This window comes from Microterricola pindariensis, from assembly GCF_002936985.1.
In the GTDB taxonomy this organism is placed as follows: domain Bacteria; phylum Actinomycetota; class Actinomycetes; order Actinomycetales; family Microbacteriaceae; genus Microterricola; species Microterricola pindariensis.
Window position 1 is genome coordinate 1 of record NZ_MPZN01000021.1, and the last position, 16,358, is coordinate 16,358.

The window sequence follows — 16,358 nt, forward strand, 5'->3', positions numbered from 1 at the left end:
TGCTGCTCGTCCAGCGCCCGCAGGTCGCGCCCGGGCGCCGCCGCACCGGTGGAGCCGGGGGTGGGCGTGAGCGGCGCCGTCACGGCGGCGCTCGGCAGCGAGTAGGACGGCACGGAGCCGCGGCCGGGCGTCGGCTCGAATGGCACCCACCCGACGTTCTCGAAGTAGAGCTCCGGCCACGCGTGCAGGTCCGAGCTCTGCACGTCGTAGCGCGCCTCCCCGTCCAGCCGCTCCCGGCTGCGCTGCCCGGGTGCGTAGCCGAGGGAGATGCGGGAGGGGATGTCCAGGGATCTGGCCATCACCGCCATGGCCGAGGCGAAGTGGATGCAGTAGCCCGAGCGCTTGATGAGGAACTGCTCGATGGCGCGGAGCCCCCCGCCGTCGAACCCGCTCTCGACGGGGGACTGCTCCGAATAGCTGAAGTCGCGCCCGCGCAGGAACTTCTGAATCGCCGCGGCCTTCAGGTACGGCGTCCCGGCCTCCGCTGTCACGGCGAGCGCCGTCTCGCGGATCAGTTCCGGCGTGTCGGATGGCAGCTCAACGTAACTGGCGATCTCGGCCGGGTATGCGCCGCCGGACGCGGCCAGGTCCTCCTGCGTCGGGGCCAGCTCCAGGGCGTTGACGACGTAGTTCTGGCCGGCGATGGAGGAGTGCGTGGTGGCCACCGTCAGAGCGGAGCTGTCCCAGTACCACTGCCCCCGCAGGCCCTCGATGCTCGTGGCCGGGTAGGGCACGGGCAGCCATTCGCTGCGCACATTCGCGATCTGCACGTTGGTGCGCACTTGCAGGGTGGACACCTGATCGCCGAGCCCGGGCGGAGCGGGGAAGGCATCCACGGTGTTCGACTGGTTGAACGCACTGTGCCCGGCCACCCAGCTCTCCCCGGCGAACGAGTCCAGCGTGAGCATTTTCAGGTAGACGGGGCGGTTGCCGTCCGAGCTGTACGAGAGGGCGGGCACGGATGTCGGCCGGCGCAGGTCCTGGCCGAGATCGATGAGCGGGTTCACCGCTCCCCCGAACAGCGAACTGCTCGGCGGACCGACGCCGAGCTGGGCGCCGAGCGAGACCAGCGGTGTGGCGGCCGTCAGGAACAGGGCGGCGACGATGCCGAACGCCCCCACGCCGACGGCGCCGCCGAGCGGCCCGAGGCCGGGCTGCTTCGTCGCCGCCACGACCCGCGGTCCCCCGCGGCTGCCGCCCTCCAGAGCGGCGCTGGCCTGCTCCTCGAAGCGCCGCGTCCGCACGTCCACCCGGAGCAGCAGCAGGTACGCGCCGGCGGCGAACACGAGCACCCAGAGCTGCTCCGGCTGCCGCAACACCACCGTCGGCACCATCAGCAGCACCGCCACCGGGATCCCCGCGAGCGCGGGCAGCCGCACCGCAATGCCGAGGGCGTCCATCAGCAGGACGAGGATGCCGCCGCCGATCGCCAGCAGGAACACGATGCCCGGCGTCGCCTCGGCCGGCACGGCCTGCGTCTGAATCGACAGCTGCCCCTCGGCCAGCAGTGAGCCGAACACCGCGAAGGTGTCCGGCGTCGGGAGCAGGAGCAGCAGCCCCGTGCCGGCACCGAATGTGAGCGTCAAGACGACGAGCATGCACGCGCTGGCGAGCACCGGCACGAGGGCAGGCGGAACGCGCCAACCCCGCAGCACCGCGGAGGCGCAGCCGACGACCCCGATCATGGCCGCGCTCGCCCACCACCAGTCAAATCTGGCCAGCAGCGGCGCGATGGCGAGAATGCCGGTCGCCGCCAGCAGCATCACCGCCCCAGCCAGCAGCCAGTAAGGCTCGCCGCGCAGGGCGAAGCGCTGGGACGACGGCCGCCGGAGCGACGGCCGCTGGAGCGCGGGGCGCTGCGCGGCGCGTTCACGCGACATCCTGCACCCGGCCCCTCTGCGCCTCTGCCCAGGCGTCGGGCAGTTGCTCGGGGCCCCGCAACTCGATGCAGTGCCAACCGGCGTCAACGAGACGCTCGATGGCGGATCGGCGCATCGTGTTCAGCACGAACGCGACCGCGGGCTCGCAATAGGGGCGGAGCGCCGCCAACTCCTCGGTCTCCCGGTCGTCGATGTCGATGAGCACGGCCAGGGCGGGCAGGTGGGCACTGGAGTTGCGCAGCACGCTCCCGGCGGATTGCTCCTCCGTCGCGCGCAGTCCGGGCGATGGCACCTGCAGATTCGCGAGGCCCTCCAGCAGCCCGCGGTCCCCGCCCGGCGCGCGGAAGGAGCTCGGGGCGTCCCCGCGCAGGCCGCCGCGGCCGCTCTCGCCGCCCGGTTGGCCCGGCGCCAGTTGGCTCGGCCCCGTCTCGACCACGTCCAGCCGAAACCCGGCGGCCAGGAGGTGCGTGCCGATGGAGGCCACGGCCTCCATCCCCAGTTCCACCGCGGCGTCGAGACGTCCGTAGCGCTGGCGCACTCCGGTTCGCTCCGCGGCCGATGCGCCGGACAGGGTGGTGTCCACGATGATCCGCGCCTCCGGGTTGCTGCGCTGCTCCTCCTGGCGAACCATCAGCTCGTCCCGTTTGGCCGTCGCCGCCCAGTGCACCCGGCGCAGCGGGTCGCCCGGCCGGTACTCGCGGGCGATGAGCTCGTCCGAGTTCGGGTTCGTGTGGCGCAGCAGTTCGTGCACCGCCCCCGTGCCGGAGCTCAGCGAGCGCCCCCTGTCCGGCAGCGCGCTCACCCGTGGCGTGACGATCAGGTCGTGCGGCTCGCCGACCGGCCGCTCGGCGTAGGCCAGGCCGAAGGGGTCCACCATCCCGAGCACGAGGGGTCCGATGTCGTACACGCCGCGCCGCCGGGGCCGGAGCGTGTACTCGAGTCTGGCGGTGTCCTCTCCGCCGCCCTGACCCGGCTGGTAGCGGCCGAGGGCAGGCAGGAGCGCGCCGTCCGGCACCTGGATGCCGTCGTCGGCCTGATCGCGCCAGCGCGCGCCGAAGCTGGCGCGCCGGCCGATGTTGCGCACGGTGAGCGACACGACCGCCTCGCCGCCCGCCGCGACGATCCCCGGGGCGAACACCCGTGTCACGTGCACGCGCGCCCCGCGCAGGGCGACGTAGCAGAGCGCGACGATCGGCACGGCGATCAGCACGAAGGCGATGAAGAGGAACTCCCGCCGGCTGAACAGCAGCGCCCCCGCCACGAGCGAGACGCCGACGATGAGGAACGCCCAGCCGCGCCGGCTGAGCCGCGGCCACCAGTCACGCCGCGGCAGAAGCCCGCCGTTCGCTGATCCCGCGCTCATGGCTCCCGCCCCGCTAACCGCGCTGAGTCGAGCCGACGGGTACGGGCGTGGCCGCGACGATGCGCCTGACCACTTCTTCGATCAGCGGTGCGCTGTCCTGGTGGTGGTGCCCGAGCGCCCGGCTGGTCGGCACCAGCCGGTGGCCGAGCACGGCAACGACGAGTTCGTCGATGTCGTCCGGCAGCACGAAGTCGCGCCCGTGCAGCGCGGCGTGGGCCTTGGCGGCGCGCACCAGCTGGAGGGTGGCCCGCGGGCTGGCCCCGAGCCGCAGGTCCCTGTCCTCGCGGCTCGCCCTGGCGATGCTCACGGCATACTCCTTGATCCCGGGCGAGGCGTACACGGTGCGAGCCGTCTGCATCATGGCGCGCAGCTCGTCGCCGCTGACGACGGCGCCGATGCGCGCGAGCGGGCTGGACGTGTCGCGCGCGTCGAGCATCGCCAGCTCGCTCTCGGTGTCGGGGTAGCCCATCGAGATGCGGGCCATGAACCGGTCCCGCTGGGCCTCGGGCAGCGCGTAGGTGCCTTCCATCTCGATCGGGTTCTGGGTGGCGACGACCGTGAACGGGCTGGCCAGCGCATAGGTGGTGCCGTCGACGGTCACCTGGCGCTCCTCCATGCACTCCAGCAGCGCCGACTGCGTCTTCGGGCTGGCCCGGTTGATCTCGTCGCCGATGACGATGTTGGCGAAGACGGCGCCCGGCTTGAACTCGAACCGGCGCTCGGCCTGGTTGAAGATCGACACGCCGGTGACGTCGCTCGGCAGGAGGTCTGGCGTGAATTGGATGCGGCTCACCGTGCAGTCGACAGAGGTGGCGAGTGCCTTGGCCAGCATGGTCTTGCCGACGCCGGGGACGTCCTCGATGAGCAGGTGTCCCCCGGCCAGCAGCACGGTCAGTGCCGTGCGCACGGCGAGGTGCTTCCCGTCGATCACCGATTCGACGTTCGCCATGATCTGGGCCCCGCGGGAGGCGAGTTCTGCCAGCGGCATGCCGGCGACGGCATCCGCCCCCTGCTGCGCTCGCGCCGTGCGCGGCACGGCCGTCGCGGTCTCCACCGGCAGCCCGTTCACACCAGGCTCCCCTGCAGGAAGTCAGAGACGGCGGGGGGCACGTAGGGCGACACGTCACCGCCGAGCGCCGATACCTGGCGCACCAGCGAGCTGGAGACGTGACCGTGTGCCGGGTTCGGCAGCAGGAACACGGTCTCGACGCCGGCGAGGTGGCGGTTGACGATGGCCATCGGGGTCTCGTAGGCGACGTCGATCTGCGAGCGGATGCCCTTGACGAGCACCGACGCCCCGACCTCGGTGCAGTAGTCGACCAGCAGGCCGACGGTCCACGAGGAGACGACGACGTTCTCCGCCGCGAAGGATTCGGCGATGGCCTGCTCGATCAGCGAGACGCGCTGCGCGATCGGCAGCAGGGCGGATTTGTCTGGGTTGTGCACGACGAGCACATGCAGCTCGTCGTAGAGCCCGGCCGCCCGCTCGATCACATCGAGGTGACCGAGGGTGACGGGGTCAAAGGAACCAGGGACGACGGCGATCCTGCGCATAGCTCTCACACTAGTGCCAGAAGCACGGGAACAACCCGGCAGCCGGATGCTCAGTTCTTGCTCAGGAAGTCCCGGCTGGCGTCGTCGAGCCTGCGCTCGACCGCGGCCGAGAGATCCGGGTGCATGGCGAGTTCCGGATCCTCGTCGATGATGACCTCCGCCGCCCGGCGCGCATCGAGGATCACCTCGCCGTCGGTGGCCACCCGGAGCAGCCGGAGCGAGGAGCGGCCGCCGGATTGCAGCCCGCCGAGCACGTTGCCCTCGCGCCGCAGCTCCAGGTCGACCTGGGCGAGCTCGAAGCCGTCGAGCGTCGCCGCGACGGCCTCGACCCTGGCCAGGCCGACGCTGTCCGGCACAGCCCTGGTCACCAGCAGGCAGACGCCGGGAACGCCGCCGCGGCCGATGCGCCCGCGCAGCTGGTGCAGCTGGGACACGCCGAAGCGGTCGGCGTCCAGCACCACCATCATCGACGCGTTCGGCACGTCGACGCCGACCTCGATGACGGTCGTTGCCACGAGCACGTCGATCTGGCCGGCGGCGAAGGCGAGCATCGTCGACTCCTTCTCCTCGCTGCTCATCCGGCCGTGCAGCGGCTCGATGCGGCGCCCGGCGAGCGCAGCGTGCGCGCGGAGCTCCCCGAGCACGGTCGCCACCGTCGCCATCGGCGCCGCCCCGGGCTCGGCGTCGTTCTCGTTCTCGAGCTGCTCGCCGTCCTCCAACTGCTTGGGCTCGATCGCCGGGCAGACCACGAAGCCCTGCCTGCCCTGCGCCAGTTCCTCGGTGAGCCTGCGCCAGATCTGCGGCTCCCACGCCGGTTTCAGCGCCAGTGGCACCGTGAAGCTCTCGATGCCGGGGCGGCCGGCCGGCAGCTCGCTGATCACGCTGACATCGAGGTCGCCGAACACCGTCATCGCCACGGTGCGCGGGATCGGGGTGGCGGTGAGCACGAGCACGTGCGGCTGGCGGCCCTTCAGCCGCAGCGCCTCGCGCTGGTCGACGCCGAAGCGGTGCTGCTCGTCGACGACGACGAGACCCAGGTCGTAGAACGCGACGGCATCGCCGAGCAGCGCGTGGGTGCCGACGACGATGCGCGCCTGCCCCGACACGGCCCGCAGTGTGGCCCTGCGCCGCTCGGCGACGGGCTGCTGGCCGGTGAGCAGGGTGGGCACCAGTTCCGCGGCCAGCTCGGGACCGAGCGCGCGCACGATCGAGCGCAGGTGCTGGGAGGCCAGCACCTCCGTCGGCGCCAGCATGGCCGACTGCCCGCCGGAGTCGGCAACGGCGAGCATCGCCCGCAGCGCGACGATCGTCTTGCCCGAGCCCACCTCGCCCTGCACGAGGCGGTTCATCGGCGAGGCGACGGCGAGGTCGGCCGCGATCTCCGCGCCGACCGTCAGCTGGTCGTTCGTGAGCGTGAAGGGAAGGGCGGCGTCGAAGCGCTCGAGCAACCCGCCCGGCTTCGGCACCCGGGGTGTTGCCGCCTCGGCCCGGGACCGGGCGCGTTGCTGGAGCAGGGCCGCCTGCAGCACGAAGGCCTCCGTGTAGCGCAGGGTGCGCCGGGCCCCGATCCAGTCGGCGTCCTTCTCCGGCCGGTGGATCGCGGTGAGGGCCCTGCCCTGGTCGAGCAGCGACTTCTCCCGCCGCACCGCGGGCGGCACCGGGTCGGGCACCAGCCCGAGCGTGTCGAGCGCGGTGCGCATGATGGTGGTCAGCTCCGCGCTGGTCACCTGATTGCTGGCCGGGTAGATGGGGATGGGCGCCTCGGCCCAGCGCCGCGCCCGCTCCTCGTCGGCCGCATCCGCCTCGTCGTCGTCTGGATGCTCCTCGAACGGGGCGAAGTGCGGGTGCGCCAGCTGCAGCGTGCCCCGGTAGTCGGTGATCTTGCCGGCGAAGATGCCGCGCACGCCGGGGCGCAGTGTCTCCAGCCGCCAGCGCTGGTTGAAGAAGGTGAGGCCGACCAGGCCCCCCTTGCCGTCGCTGATCTTGATCTCCACGATCGAGCCGCGCCGGGTCTTCATGGTGCGCTCGCGCGCCTCGATCACCTGGCCGACGATCGTGACGTTCTCGCCGATGGGCAGCTCGCTGAGCGCCGTCAGCTCCCCCCGCTTGGCGTAGCGCCGCGGGTAGTGCGCGAGCAGGTCGCCCATGGTGAGCATGCCGAACGACTTCTGCAGGGCGGATGCCGTGCGCCCGCCGAGCACGCCGGCGATCTTGTCGTCGAGGGAGGCCAGCCCCGGGGCGATCGTCGGCGGTGAACCGCCGCGCCGCGCGGACGCGGAGTCTGGCTGCTCGGTCATTCTTCGATCGTAGGCGTTTGCTCCGACACGTCCTCCGGCGGCGCGAGCAACACGGCGATCTCGGCGGCGACGTAGGGGTCGTCCGGTCGTTGCACGGCCAGCACGCGCTGCAGTTCCAGCGCCTCCCCGGTGCGCCCGAGGGTGCGCAGGCAGCGCGCGATCCCCCAGCGGGCGAGGAAGCGCTGGTCGGCGGTGCCGACCGACGTGGCGAAGTCCAGCGCGCGCTCGAAGTAGGGCAAAGCCTCCTCCGGTCGTCCGTTGTCGTGCAGGTGCCAGGCCAGGTTGTTGTTCAGCGCCACCCCCCAGCGCTGGGTGCGCGCCTGGGTGGCCGTGGCCAGGAGCTCGAGCCCGTCGGCGGCCCACTCCTCTTCTTGGCCGGCATCCGTCAGCGCCAGCATGTGCACGGCATCGAGCACCAGGAAGGTGACGCCGCCGGCCGCCGCGTCACGGGCGGCCTTGGTGAACAGCGGGATGGCCTCTTCCGGGACGCCCTCCGCGACGCGCAGCCGCCCCCGCTCCAGGGCGATGCGCGCGGCCACGATCGGGCTGTCGCTGTCGATAGCGTTCAGCACCGCGTCGCCGTCGTCGTACTGGCCGGCCAGGCCGAGGGCACGCGCGAGCTGGGTCGCAAGCTCCGACCTCGCCTCGTCGCTGTACTCGGGGTCGTCGCTGGCACGCCGGAACCGCTCAGCCGAGAGCTGCGGATCGGCGAAGTTCCACAGCTGGTCGAGCACCGTCTGGTCAATGGTCTTCGGTGACAAGTTGAGATCTGACACACACCCATCTTCACAGAGTTGGCCCCCGTCTGCGGGCTAGGCTCGAAGCACAATGACACGAATCGTTTCCGGTTTCGCCGGCTCGCTCTCCCTGAAGGTCCCCAAGCAGGGCACCCGCCCCACCAGCGACCGGGTGCGCGAGGCCATCTTCTCGGCGCTCGAGGCCCGCGACGCCATCGCCGGGCTGCGCGTGCTCGACCTGTACGCAGGCTCCGGCTCCCTCGGTTTGGAGGCGGCCAGCCGCGGCGCCCGCATCGTCACGCTGGTGGAGAAGAACCCGCAGGCGGCCGCGCTGTGCCGGGCCAACGCCACCGCCGTCACGCGCGCGGCGCCCGGGCGCAGCGCCCCGCAGATCACCGTCTCCGGCCAGAGCGTGCAGTCCTTCCTCGACGGCACGGATGCCGGTTTCGACCTCGTCTTCATCGACCCGCCGTACGAGCTCGGTGACGCTGAGCTCGCCCAGAACCTGCTCTCCCTCGCGCCGAAGCTGCACGAGGAGGCCGTCGTCATGGTGGAGCGCAGCTCCCGCTCACCGGAGCCGATCTGGCCGGACGGGCTGGAGCTGGACCGCCGCAAGGACTACGGCGACACCACCCTGTGGTGGGCCGCGCCCAGCGAGCGCTGAGCGGCCGCCGGCGGCTCTTCCCCTCGGCGTGAGCGCTATGCAAGACTCTGTGCGTGAAGAGCAGCCAGGTAGAGCTTCCCGCAGCGGACACCTCGTACGCGCTGTCGCTCGACGGCCGCCGATTCACGTTCGGGGCCGTCATGAGCGGCGCGGCCGACCACGGGCAGTTCGTCACCCTGCTCAGCCCTGACGGCCGCAGACAACTGGGCCAGGTCGACACCGTGACCGCCGAACCCGGCGGCACTGTCAGCGGTGAGGGCGCGCTGCTCGGCGCGATCGGCGAGTCTGGCCTCGACGCACGCGGCACCTTCCCGTTCGGCTCCGCCGAGATCGTCACCGCGGAGCCGTCGATGATCGAGCTCGTGTACGCGACCGCCGGGGCCACGCTCAATGTCGGCTCCGTGCTTGGTGCGGATGCCGTCACCGCCCGCCTCATCCCGCAGCGCTTCAACCGGCACACCTTCTGGTGCGGGCAGAGCGGCTCGGGCAAGAGCTACGCGCTGGGCGTGCTCATCGAGCAGCTCCTCGTGCGCACCCGGCTGCCGATGGTGATCTTCGACCCCAACGCCGACTTCGTGCGGCTCGGTGAGCTGAGCGCCCACGGCGAGGAGGCAGAGTCGGCCGAGGAGGCCGCACTGCTGCAGAGCCGCGACATCCGCGTGCTGCGCCCGGCCGGAGACTCCGCCGACCCGCTGCTGGTGCGCTTCACCGAGCTGTCCATGCCCTCCAAGGCGGCGGTGCTGCGCCTGGACCCACTGGCCGACCGCGCCGAGTACAACGAGCTGCTGCACTTCGAGCGCACCATCGGCAGCCGCAGCCCGGAGGAGATCATCCCGCGGCTGCTGCGGAGCGAGAGCCCGGCCGCCCGCACGTTGGCGGCCCGGATCGACAACCTCCGGCTGATCGACTGGGAGCTGTGGGCGGGCGACCGGCCGGCCGTGACCGACATCATCCGGGAGCGGCCGGACGCCACGGTGCTGGACCTCGGCGGCTTCAACCACCCGGACGAGTACTTGGTCGTCGCCCTCGCCGTGCTCGACGAGCTCTGGGCGCGGCGGGAGGAGCGCCGGCCCATCCTCATCGTCATCGACGAGGCGCACAATCTGTGCTCGCCGGAGAACGACGGGCCGCTCGAGGTCGCCGTGCGGGAGCGGATCACCCAGATTGCCGCGGAGGGGCGCAAGTTCGGGCTGTGGCTGTTGCTCTCGACCCAGCGCCCGTCGAAGGTGGCCTCCGGAATCCTCTCCCAGTGCGACAACGTCGCCGTGATGCGGATGAGCTCGCCGGCCGACCTCACCGAGCTCGCCGTGCGGTTCGGCTTCGCGCCGGCGGCCATGCTGGCGCGGACGACCGGGTTCCGGCAGGGCGAGGCGTTCTTCGCCGGCGGCTTCGTGCCGGCCCCGACGTTGGCCTCGATGCGCACTCGGCTCACCGTCGAGGGCGGAGTCGACGTGCGCGTGCCGCTGCGGGCGGAGGGCGCGCGCCCGCGATGAGCCAGGAGCGCCCGCTGTCGGCATCCGCTCTCCACCGGGAAGAGGTGCGGGGCCGTTGGGAGCGGGCGACGCGCTGGCCGTTGATCGTGCTCTCGATCGGGTTCCTCGTGGCGTACAGCCTGGTGACGATCCGGCCAAGCTGGACGCGGGACGAGCAGATACTCATCGTCGTGGTGCTGGGCGCGGCCTGGCTGGCCTTCATCATCGACCCCGTCGTGCGGCTGATCCTGACGGCGCCGCATCGGCGCGCCGCCTACGTGCGCACGTACAAAGTCGAGTTCTGGGCGGCCCTGCTGCCGATCCTGCGCCCGTTCTCGCTGCTGCGGCACCTGGACTCGACGCCCGGCTTCATCGGCAACGGCGGCAACGCCCTGCGCTCACGCGTGCTCGCCGTGGCCGCCGCCTACGCCGGCATGTACGTGTACGTCATCGCGATCACCGTGCTGCAGGTCGAGCGGAATGCGCCCGGCGCGACGATCGTGACCTTCGGCGAGGCGATCTGGTGGGCCTTCGTGACGCTGGCGACGGTCGGCTACGGCGACTACGTGCCGATCACCCCGTTCGGCCGCACCCTGGCCGTCATGCTGATGGCCGGTGGCGTCGTGATCATCGGCACGGCCAGCGCGCTCATCGTCTCCTACCTCTCCGAGCGCATCACCACGCGTGAGCCGGGTGCTGCGGCCCCGCGCAAGCCCAGGCCGCGGCAGGGAGACGAGGAAGAGGACTAGTCAGCCGGCGTGGCCGTCCCAACCGCGGTACGGGTCCCAGCCGCCGGGCAGGTGCGGCGCGCCGTCCACGGTGATGCCGGCCGGCTCCCCCGCCGGCAGCTCGAGGACCCGCCCGATCGGCCGGAACCCGGTGGGCAGTTCCGCACCTGCCGGGAAGCAGGCCAGCAGGGAGTGGTCCTCTCCCCCGCCGAGCGCGCTCTCCGGGTGTTCGCCGAGCGCGGCGGAGTCGAAGTCGATCAGCACGCCGCTGGCGCGGGCGATGCGTGTGGCGTCGAGGGCGAGGCCGTCCGAGACGTCGAGCATGGCAGTTGCCCCGGATGCCGCGGCGGCCGCCCCGGCGGGGATCGGCGGCGACGGGCGCAGCTGGGCGCCCAGCAGGCGCGGGTACGCGGTGCGGAGGGCGTCGGCGGCGGCGGCATCCGGGGCCCCCTCCGCGTCGATGCCGCGGGTGAACAGCAGCGCCAGGCCGCGGCCGGCCTCGCCGAGCGTGTTGCCGCCCTCGGCGACGGCGACGGTGTCGCCGGGCCGTGCGCCGGAGCGGAGCACGGGGGCGCGGCCCTCCAAGTCGCCGAAGGCGGTGACGGCCAGCGTCAGCGTGTCGGAGGCGGAGAGGTCGCCGCCGACGACGCCGCAGCCGGGGGCGAGGGCGGCGCAGGCCTCGCGCAGGCCGTCGCTGATGCCCTCGAGCACGCTGACCGGCAGGTGCTGCGGGGCGGCGATCGCCACGACGAGCGCGGTCGGGCGGGCTCCCATCGCGGCGACGTCGGAGAGGTTGGTGGCGGCCGCCTTCCAGCCGAGGTCCGCGGGGCGCGACCAGGCCAGGCGGAAGTCCGGGCCATGGATCATCATGTCGGTGGTGACGACGAAGCGGCGGTCCGGCGCGGCGAGGACGGCGGCGTCGTCGCCGGGGCCGAGCAGGGTGGCGTCCGACTCGGGCAGGCGCGGGAAGATCCGCTGCAGCACCGCAATCTCGCTGAGCTCGGCCAGGGTCGGGTCTGCGGGAGCGGCAGGTGCCGGGCCGGCCTGTGCGGGGTCCGCTCCGGCGGGGGTCGATTCAGCGCGCGTCATACTCTCAAGGTAGCCTGAGGAGCGATGCTCTCCCGTACTCTGACCCGCCCGCTGGCCGCCATCGGCACGGCGCTGCTCATCACCGCGACACTCGCCGGCTGTGCCGCCGCCGTTGCGCTGGAACCCGCCGCCGATGCCACGAACCCCGGCTGCGCCGAGATCGTGGTGCGGCTGCCCGAGGCCCTCGGCGAGCAGAAGCTGCGCGAGACCAACGCGCAGGGCACCGGCGCCTGGGGCGACCCGGCCACGATCCTGCTGCGCTGCGGCGTCGAGGTGCCCGGGCCGACAACGCAGCAGTGCGTCGCCGTCGGCGGCATCGACTGGATCGTCGACGACAGCAACAAGCCGATCTTCCGCTTCGTGACGTACGGACGCACCCCCGCGACGGAGGTCATCGTCGACTACGACAAGGCCTCAGCCAGCGCCCTCATCGACCTGGAAGGCGCGATCTCGGTGATCCCCGCCGAGAACGCCTGCGTCGACGTCACCGACGTGCTCCCCGCCGGCTAGCCGAGAAAACTCGCCGCCGAGCGGGAGCTTCTGCACACTGCTCGCCTGCCGCACTGTGCGCACTCCCACGCTCGATCACGTGCCTGTTCTGCACAGGGCGCGCATGCCGCGAGGTATCGCACACCCGTGCACGCAGCCCGCTGGGGCTGCCCACGTGCTGGCACGCTCGGTGCACATGACACGTCGCCGCCCACTCCCGTTCCGCCTCCAACTCGCCCCGTTCAGCATCCACGAGGGAGCCGCCCAAGGCGTCAGCCGCAATCGGCTTCGCGCGAGCGATCTGAGCGCGCCGTTCCGCGGCACCCGCGCGCAGGCGGGCGATTCCGGTCTGCGCACCCGCTGCGAGGCGTTCAGCCTCGTCATGGGGCCGCACCAGCTGTTTGCCGGCCCGACCGCTGCACAGCTGTGGGGAATCCCGGTTCCGCCGCGGCTCGCTCGGGACGTCCGCCTCCACGTTCTGACCGTCGGGCACGACTGGGCGTCAATCGCACAGGGCATTATCGGCAGCAGGACGGCTCTGCCCGTCACTCCGGAGGTGATGCACGGACTCAGGCTGACCGATGCCGCATCCACCTGGTGCGCTCTCGCGGGCCTTCTGAGCGTCGACGAGCTGATCGAGGCCGGCGATCGGTTGCTCGGGCGCCCCATGCCACTCTCGAGCAGTGAGCAGATCGATGCCGCGATCGCAGCCCATGGCTCGCGCCGGGGCATCCGGCGGCTGCGCGAAGCCCGCCCGCAGTTGCGCGCGGGGTCGGAGTCCCCGCGGGAGACACGCTTGCGGTTAGTCGTGGTGCGGGGCGGGTTGCCGGAGCCCGAGCCGAACGGCGTCATCGCGTTGCGGGGCGGGCGCTCCACCCACGGCGACCTCGTCTTCCGCGCGTACAAGGTACTGCTCGAGTACGACGGCCAGCACCACCGCGAGGACGCCGAGCAGTGGGCGCGGGATGTGGTGCGGCTGAACGACCTCGCCGAGGCCGGGTGGCTCGTCATCCGCATCACCAAGGACACGCCGCGAGCCGAGATCCTCGCGCGGACCGAACGCGCCCTGCGCAATCGCGGATGGCGTCCCTGAATGCGCGAACGAGCGGGGGCTTCCGCACAGTGTCAGCGGGTGTCACTGTGCAGAAGCCCCCGCTCGATGTTCGCGGGCGCGGCGCTACCTCGCCAGGGCCAGGGCGATCAGCTCGTCGATCAGCTCCGGGTAGCTGAGCCCGGAGTTCTGCCAGCAGGTCGGGAACATCGAGATCGGCGTGAACCCGGGCATCGTGTTGATCTCGTTGACGACGAAGCCGTCCGCGGTCAGAAAGAAGTCGACGCGGGCCAGGCCCGCGCAACCGATCGCCTCGAAGGTGCGCACGGCGAGCTCGCGCATCTCGGCCAGCTCGGCGTCGCTCAGCACGGCCGGGCAGACCAGTTCGATGCCGTCGGCACCCATGTACTTGGCGTCGAAATCGTAGAAGTCGCGGCCGCTGACCACGACCTCGCCGGCAACGGATGCCCGCGGCGCCTGCCCGGGGCGTCCGCCCAGAACTCCGATCTCGACCTCGCGGCCGATGATCGTGGCCTCGATGAGCACCTTGTCGTCCTCGGCCAGGGCAACCGCCATGGCGCCGGCAAGCTGGTCCAGCGAGGACACCTTGCTCACGCCGACGCTGGAGCCGGCGCGGGCCGGCTTGATGAAGACGGGCAGCCCAAGCTCGGCAACGGCGGCCTCGACCCCGGCGACATCCGTCGCCCAGTCGCGGGCGCTGACCGTGTGCCACGGGGCGACGGCGATGCCGGCCTGGCGCAGCACGGTCTTCGTGTAGTGCTTGTCCATGCCGAGCGCGCTGGCGAGCACGCCGGAGCCGACGAACGGCAGACCGGCCAGCTCGAGCAGGCCCTGCACCGTGCCGTCCTCGCCGAATGGGCCGTGCAGGATCGGGAAGACGACGTCGACGGCGCCGAGCGAGCGGCTGGTGCCGTCGGCCTCCGTCACGCTCAGCTCGCGGGACGCCGTGCTCTCCGGCCAGCGCACGCGCGTGCCGTTTTCGACGACCTGCGGCATGGCCGCCGGGTTCAAGGTGAACAGGGCGGCGTCGTCCGGCTGCAGGGTGAATGCGCCGTCGCGCGTCATGCCGATCGGAATGACGGTGAAGCGCTCGCGGTCAATCGCCGAGAGCACCCCGCCCGCCGTGGCGCAGCTGATCGAATGTTCGCTTGACCGTCCCCCAAAGAGCAGCGCCACCGTGAGCTTGTGCGTCATCGAGAGTCCTTTCGCCTTGCGGCTCGTCCGAGTCTGTTGTGAGGTGCGGTGCGATGTCGCGCGGGTTCAGCGTGCCGGCCAGAACCTGGCGCACCTGCTCGACGATCGGCATCTCGACACCCTTGGCCTTGGCCAATTCGAGGATGGGGCCGACGGATGCCAGGCCCTCAGTTGTCTGTTGCATCTGCTTGACCACGTCGGCCTGGCTGTAGCCCTGGCCGAGCAGGCGCCCGGCCGTGTTGTTGCGCGACAGCGGCGACTGGCAGGTGGCGATCAGGTCGCCGAGGCCGGCGAGGCCGGAGAGCGTCTCCGGGTGGGCGCCGTAGGCGACCGCGAAGTCGGTCATCTCGACGAGGCCGCGGGTGATGATCGAGGCCTTCGTGTTCTCGCCGTAGCCGACGCCGTCGACGATGCCGATGGCGACGGCGATGAGGTTCTTCAGCACGCCTCCGAACTCGGTGCCGATGACGTCGGTGTTGACGAAGGAGCGGAAGTAGCTGTTGCGGGCGAGCAGGGCGACGGCCTGGGCCGTCTCCAGGCTGGTGGAGGAGACGACGGCGGCCGTCGGCTGCTGCCTGGCGATCTCCAGCGCCAGGTTCGGGCCGGAGATGGCGGCGATCCTGTCGGGGCTGACCGGCAGCACCTGCTCGATGACCTCGCTCATGCGCAGGCCGGTGGAGCGCTCCACGCCCTTCATCAGCGAGACGATGATGGCGTTCGCGCCCAGGTGCGGCTCTGCGGTGATCAGGTTCTCGCGCAGGGACTGGCTCGGCACCGACACAAAGACCTGCTCGGCGCCGGCCAGGGCCAGGTCGAGCCGCGAGGTGGCGCGGAGGGTGTTCGGAAGGTTGATGCCGGGCAGGTAGTCGCTGTTGCGCTTGGCCTCCTGGATCTCGCGGGCGAGCTCCGGCCGGCGGGCCCAGAGCACGACATCCGCGCCGCCATCGGCCAAGATTTTGGCGAAGGTGGTGCCCCAGCTCCCGGCGCCGAGCACGGCGACGCGGGTTCCCGGCTTCACGGTGGGGGTCTTGGTGGCCCTAGGAGTCAAAACGACCCGTCTCCTTCTGGTCATGTGCGGCGGGGTTCCACCGCTGGGCTGGTGCCTTCTCGCCGCGGAGGTCCTCGAGCAGCAGGGTGATGGCATCCATCACGAGTGCGGTCGCCGCGGTGAGATTGGCCGTGTCGAGGGGCTTGCCGCGGAACGCGTCCAGGTCGACGGGGTCGCCGACCTTGACCATGATGTGCTTGCGCGGGAAGATGCTGATCTTCTTGGAGTAGCGGGCCATGAGCTGCTGGCTGCCCCAGTGCGCGACGGGGATGACGGGGATGCCGCGCTCGAGCGCGATGCGCACCGCGCCGGTCTTGCCCCGCATCGGCCAGAGGTCGGGGTCGCGGGTGAGCGAGCCCTCCGGGTAGACGACGACCATGCGGCCCTTCTCCACCAGCTCCTCCGCTGCGCGGATCGCCGAGTGCGAGTTGTTGCCGGAGCGCTCGACGGGGATCTGGCCGGAGGTGCGCAGCGCCCAGCCGAGGACGGGCACCTTGAACACGGAGGCCTTGGCCAGGAAGCGCGGGTAGCGCCCCAGCTTCCAGGCGACGACGCCGACCACGACGGGGTCGATCTCGCTGTAGTGGTTCGGGGCCAGCACGTAGGCGCCGTGCCGCGGCATCTTGTCGCCGTCGCGGATCTCGAAGCGCGCGGCGAGGTTCATCAGCGGCACCGCGAGCGCTGCGAACACCCAGAAGATCGAGGGTTGACTCTTCTCGGAGCGCGGGCGACGGCCGGGGATGTTCTCAGGCATCCCCCCATTATCCTTCG

The 16,358-nt window shown here is 71.7% G+C and carries 15 protein-coding genes; 5 read left to right on the forward strand and 10 right to left on the reverse strand.

The genetic code is table 11. The annotated features are described in order from the left end of the window. The 6 genes from GY24_RS08040 to GY24_RS08065 form a co-directional block, all read right to left on the reverse strand. Positions 1-1,880: transglutaminase family protein (locus tag GY24_RS08040; protein ID WP_133161147.1), on the reverse strand; the 1,880-nt coding region annotated here is incomplete at its 3' end. Then, positions 1,870-3,243, reverse strand: coding sequence for a DUF58 domain-containing protein (locus GY24_RS08045; protein ID WP_133161148.1), 1,374 nt, complete (start codon positions 3,241-3,243; stop codon positions 1,870-1,872). The genes GY24_RS08040 and GY24_RS08045, both read right to left, overlap by 11 nt. A 13-nt stretch (positions 3,244-3,256) precedes the next feature. Further along, positions 3,257-4,231: an AAA family ATPase gene (locus tag GY24_RS08050; RefSeq protein WP_104475205.1), complete on the reverse strand. Its 975-nt coding sequence runs from the start codon at positions 4,229-4,231 to the stop codon at positions 3,257-3,259. Between the two features lie 77 nt (positions 4,232-4,308). Further along, on the reverse strand, positions 4,309-4,797 hold the full coding sequence (gene coaD, locus GY24_RS08055) for a pantetheine-phosphate adenylyltransferase (RefSeq protein WP_083363566.1): 489 nt from the start codon (positions 4,795-4,797) through the stop codon (positions 4,309-4,311). A 50-nt stretch (positions 4,798-4,847) separates the two neighbouring features. After that, entirely contained in the window at positions 4,848-7,094 is a 2,247-nt protein-coding gene (locus GY24_RS08060; RefSeq protein ID WP_104475171.1) for an ATP-dependent DNA helicase RecG, read from the reverse strand. Further along, positions 7,091-7,870, reverse strand: coding sequence for a tetratricopeptide repeat protein (locus GY24_RS08065; protein ID WP_104475172.1), 780 nt, complete (start codon positions 7,868-7,870; stop codon positions 7,091-7,093). Before GY24_RS08065 ends, GY24_RS08060 begins: the two co-directional genes overlap by 4 nt. A gap of 52 nt (positions 7,871-7,922) precedes the next feature. On the opposite strand from GY24_RS08065, the gene rsmD reads away from it, so the two are divergent. Genes rsmD through GY24_RS08080 form a run of 3 tightly spaced genes read left to right on the forward strand, consistent with a single transcriptional unit; the run spans position 7,923 to position 10,716 of the window. Next, positions 7,923-8,495 carry a 16S rRNA (guanine(966)-N(2))-methyltransferase RsmD gene (rsmD, locus tag GY24_RS08070; protein ID WP_104475173.1) on the forward strand — a complete coding sequence of 191 codons (573 nt, stop codon included), beginning with the start codon at positions 7,923-7,925 and terminating at the stop codon, positions 8,493-8,495. A gap of 53 nt (positions 8,496-8,548) precedes the next feature. Continuing rightward, on the forward strand, positions 8,549-9,988 hold the full coding sequence (locus GY24_RS08075; protein WP_233279266.1) for an ATP-binding protein: 1,440 nt from the start codon (positions 8,549-8,551) through the stop codon (positions 9,986-9,988). Then, a complete protein-coding gene (locus GY24_RS08080) occupies positions 9,985-10,716 on the forward strand; it encodes a potassium channel family protein (RefSeq protein ID WP_104475174.1) in 732 nt (243 codons plus the stop codon). Before GY24_RS08075 ends, GY24_RS08080 begins: the two co-directional genes overlap by 4 nt. Here GY24_RS08080 and thiL read toward each other — a convergent pair whose 3' ends face one another. After that, the gene (thiL, locus tag GY24_RS08085; protein ID WP_104475175.1) at positions 10,717-11,784 is read right to left on the reverse strand and encodes a thiamine-phosphate kinase; all 1,068 of its coding nucleotides are present in this window, start codon (positions 11,782-11,784) and stop codon (positions 10,717-10,719) included. 24 nt (positions 11,785-11,808) lie between these two features. Here thiL and GY24_RS08090 point away from each other — a divergent pair, with 24 nt between their 5' ends. Next, on the forward strand, positions 11,809-12,294 hold the full coding sequence (locus GY24_RS08090; RefSeq protein ID WP_104475176.1) for a DUF3515 family protein: 486 nt from the start codon (positions 11,809-11,811) through the stop codon (positions 12,292-12,294). Positions 12,295-12,448: 154 nt separating this feature from the next. Further along, positions 12,449-13,366 (forward strand): hypothetical protein, encoded by a 918-nt coding sequence (locus tag GY24_RS08095; protein ID WP_145958840.1) that lies wholly within the window; start codon positions 12,449-12,451, stop codon positions 13,364-13,366. A gap of 84 nt (positions 13,367-13,450) precedes the next feature. Here the strand turns inward: GY24_RS08095 and GY24_RS08100 are convergent, their stop codons facing one another. Genes GY24_RS08100 through GY24_RS08110 form a run of 3 tightly spaced genes read right to left on the reverse strand, consistent with a single transcriptional unit; the run spans position 13,451 to position 16,341 of the window. Further along, entirely contained in the window at positions 13,451-14,539 is a 1,089-nt protein-coding gene (locus tag GY24_RS08100; RefSeq protein ID WP_104475178.1) for a D-alanine--D-alanine ligase family protein, read from the reverse strand. Beyond that, positions 14,442-15,587, reverse strand: a complete 1,146-nt coding sequence (locus GY24_RS08105) for an NAD(P)H-dependent glycerol-3-phosphate dehydrogenase (RefSeq protein ID WP_231919397.1) — start codon at positions 15,585-15,587, stop codon at positions 14,442-14,444. The genes GY24_RS08100 and GY24_RS08105 overlap by 98 nt, the downstream gene beginning before the upstream one ends. Beyond that, on the reverse strand, positions 15,577-16,341 hold the full coding sequence (locus tag GY24_RS08110; protein ID WP_233279267.1) for a lysophospholipid acyltransferase family protein: 765 nt from the start codon (positions 16,339-16,341) through the stop codon (positions 15,577-15,579). The genes GY24_RS08105 and GY24_RS08110 overlap by 11 nt, the downstream gene beginning before the upstream one ends. Positions 16,342-16,358: the final 17 nt, after the last annotated feature.

Bases quoted from the DNA above. Each gene is read 5' to 3' on its own strand.
- GY24_RS08045 (WP_133161148.1), bottom strand. From the start codon at position 3,243: ATGAGCGCGGGATCAGCGAACGGCGGGCTTCTGCCGCGGCGTGACTGG.
- GY24_RS08050 (WP_104475205.1), bottom strand. From the start codon at position 4,231: ATGCCGCTGGCAGAACTCGCCTCCCGCGGGGCCCAGATCATGGCGAAC.
- coaD (WP_083363566.1), bottom strand. From the start codon at position 4,797: ATGCGCAGGATCGCCGTCGTCCCTGGTTCCTTTGACCCCGTCACCCTC.
- GY24_RS08060 (WP_104475171.1), bottom strand. From the start codon at position 7,094: ATGACCGAGCAGCCAGACTCCGCGTCCGCGCGGCGCGGCGGTTCACCG.
- rsmD (WP_104475173.1), top strand. From the start codon at position 7,923: ATGACACGAATCGTTTCCGGTTTCGCCGGCTCGCTCTCCCTGAAGGTC.
- GY24_RS08080 (WP_104475174.1), top strand. From the start codon at position 9,985: ATGAGCCAGGAGCGCCCGCTGTCGGCATCCGCTCTCCACCGGGAAGAG.
- thiL (WP_104475175.1), bottom strand. From the start codon at position 11,784: ATGACGCGCGCTGAATCGACCCCCGCCGGAGCGGACCCCGCACAGGCC.
- GY24_RS08090 (WP_104475176.1), top strand. From the start codon at position 11,809: ATGCTCTCCCGTACTCTGACCCGCCCGCTGGCCGCCATCGGCACGGCG.
- GY24_RS08100 (WP_104475178.1), bottom strand. From the start codon at position 14,539: ATGACGCACAAGCTCACGGTGGCGCTGCTCTTTGGGGGACGGTCAAGC.
- GY24_RS08110 (WP_233279267.1), bottom strand. From the start codon at position 16,341: ATGCCTGAGAACATCCCCGGCCGTCGCCCGCGCTCCGAGAAGAGTCAA.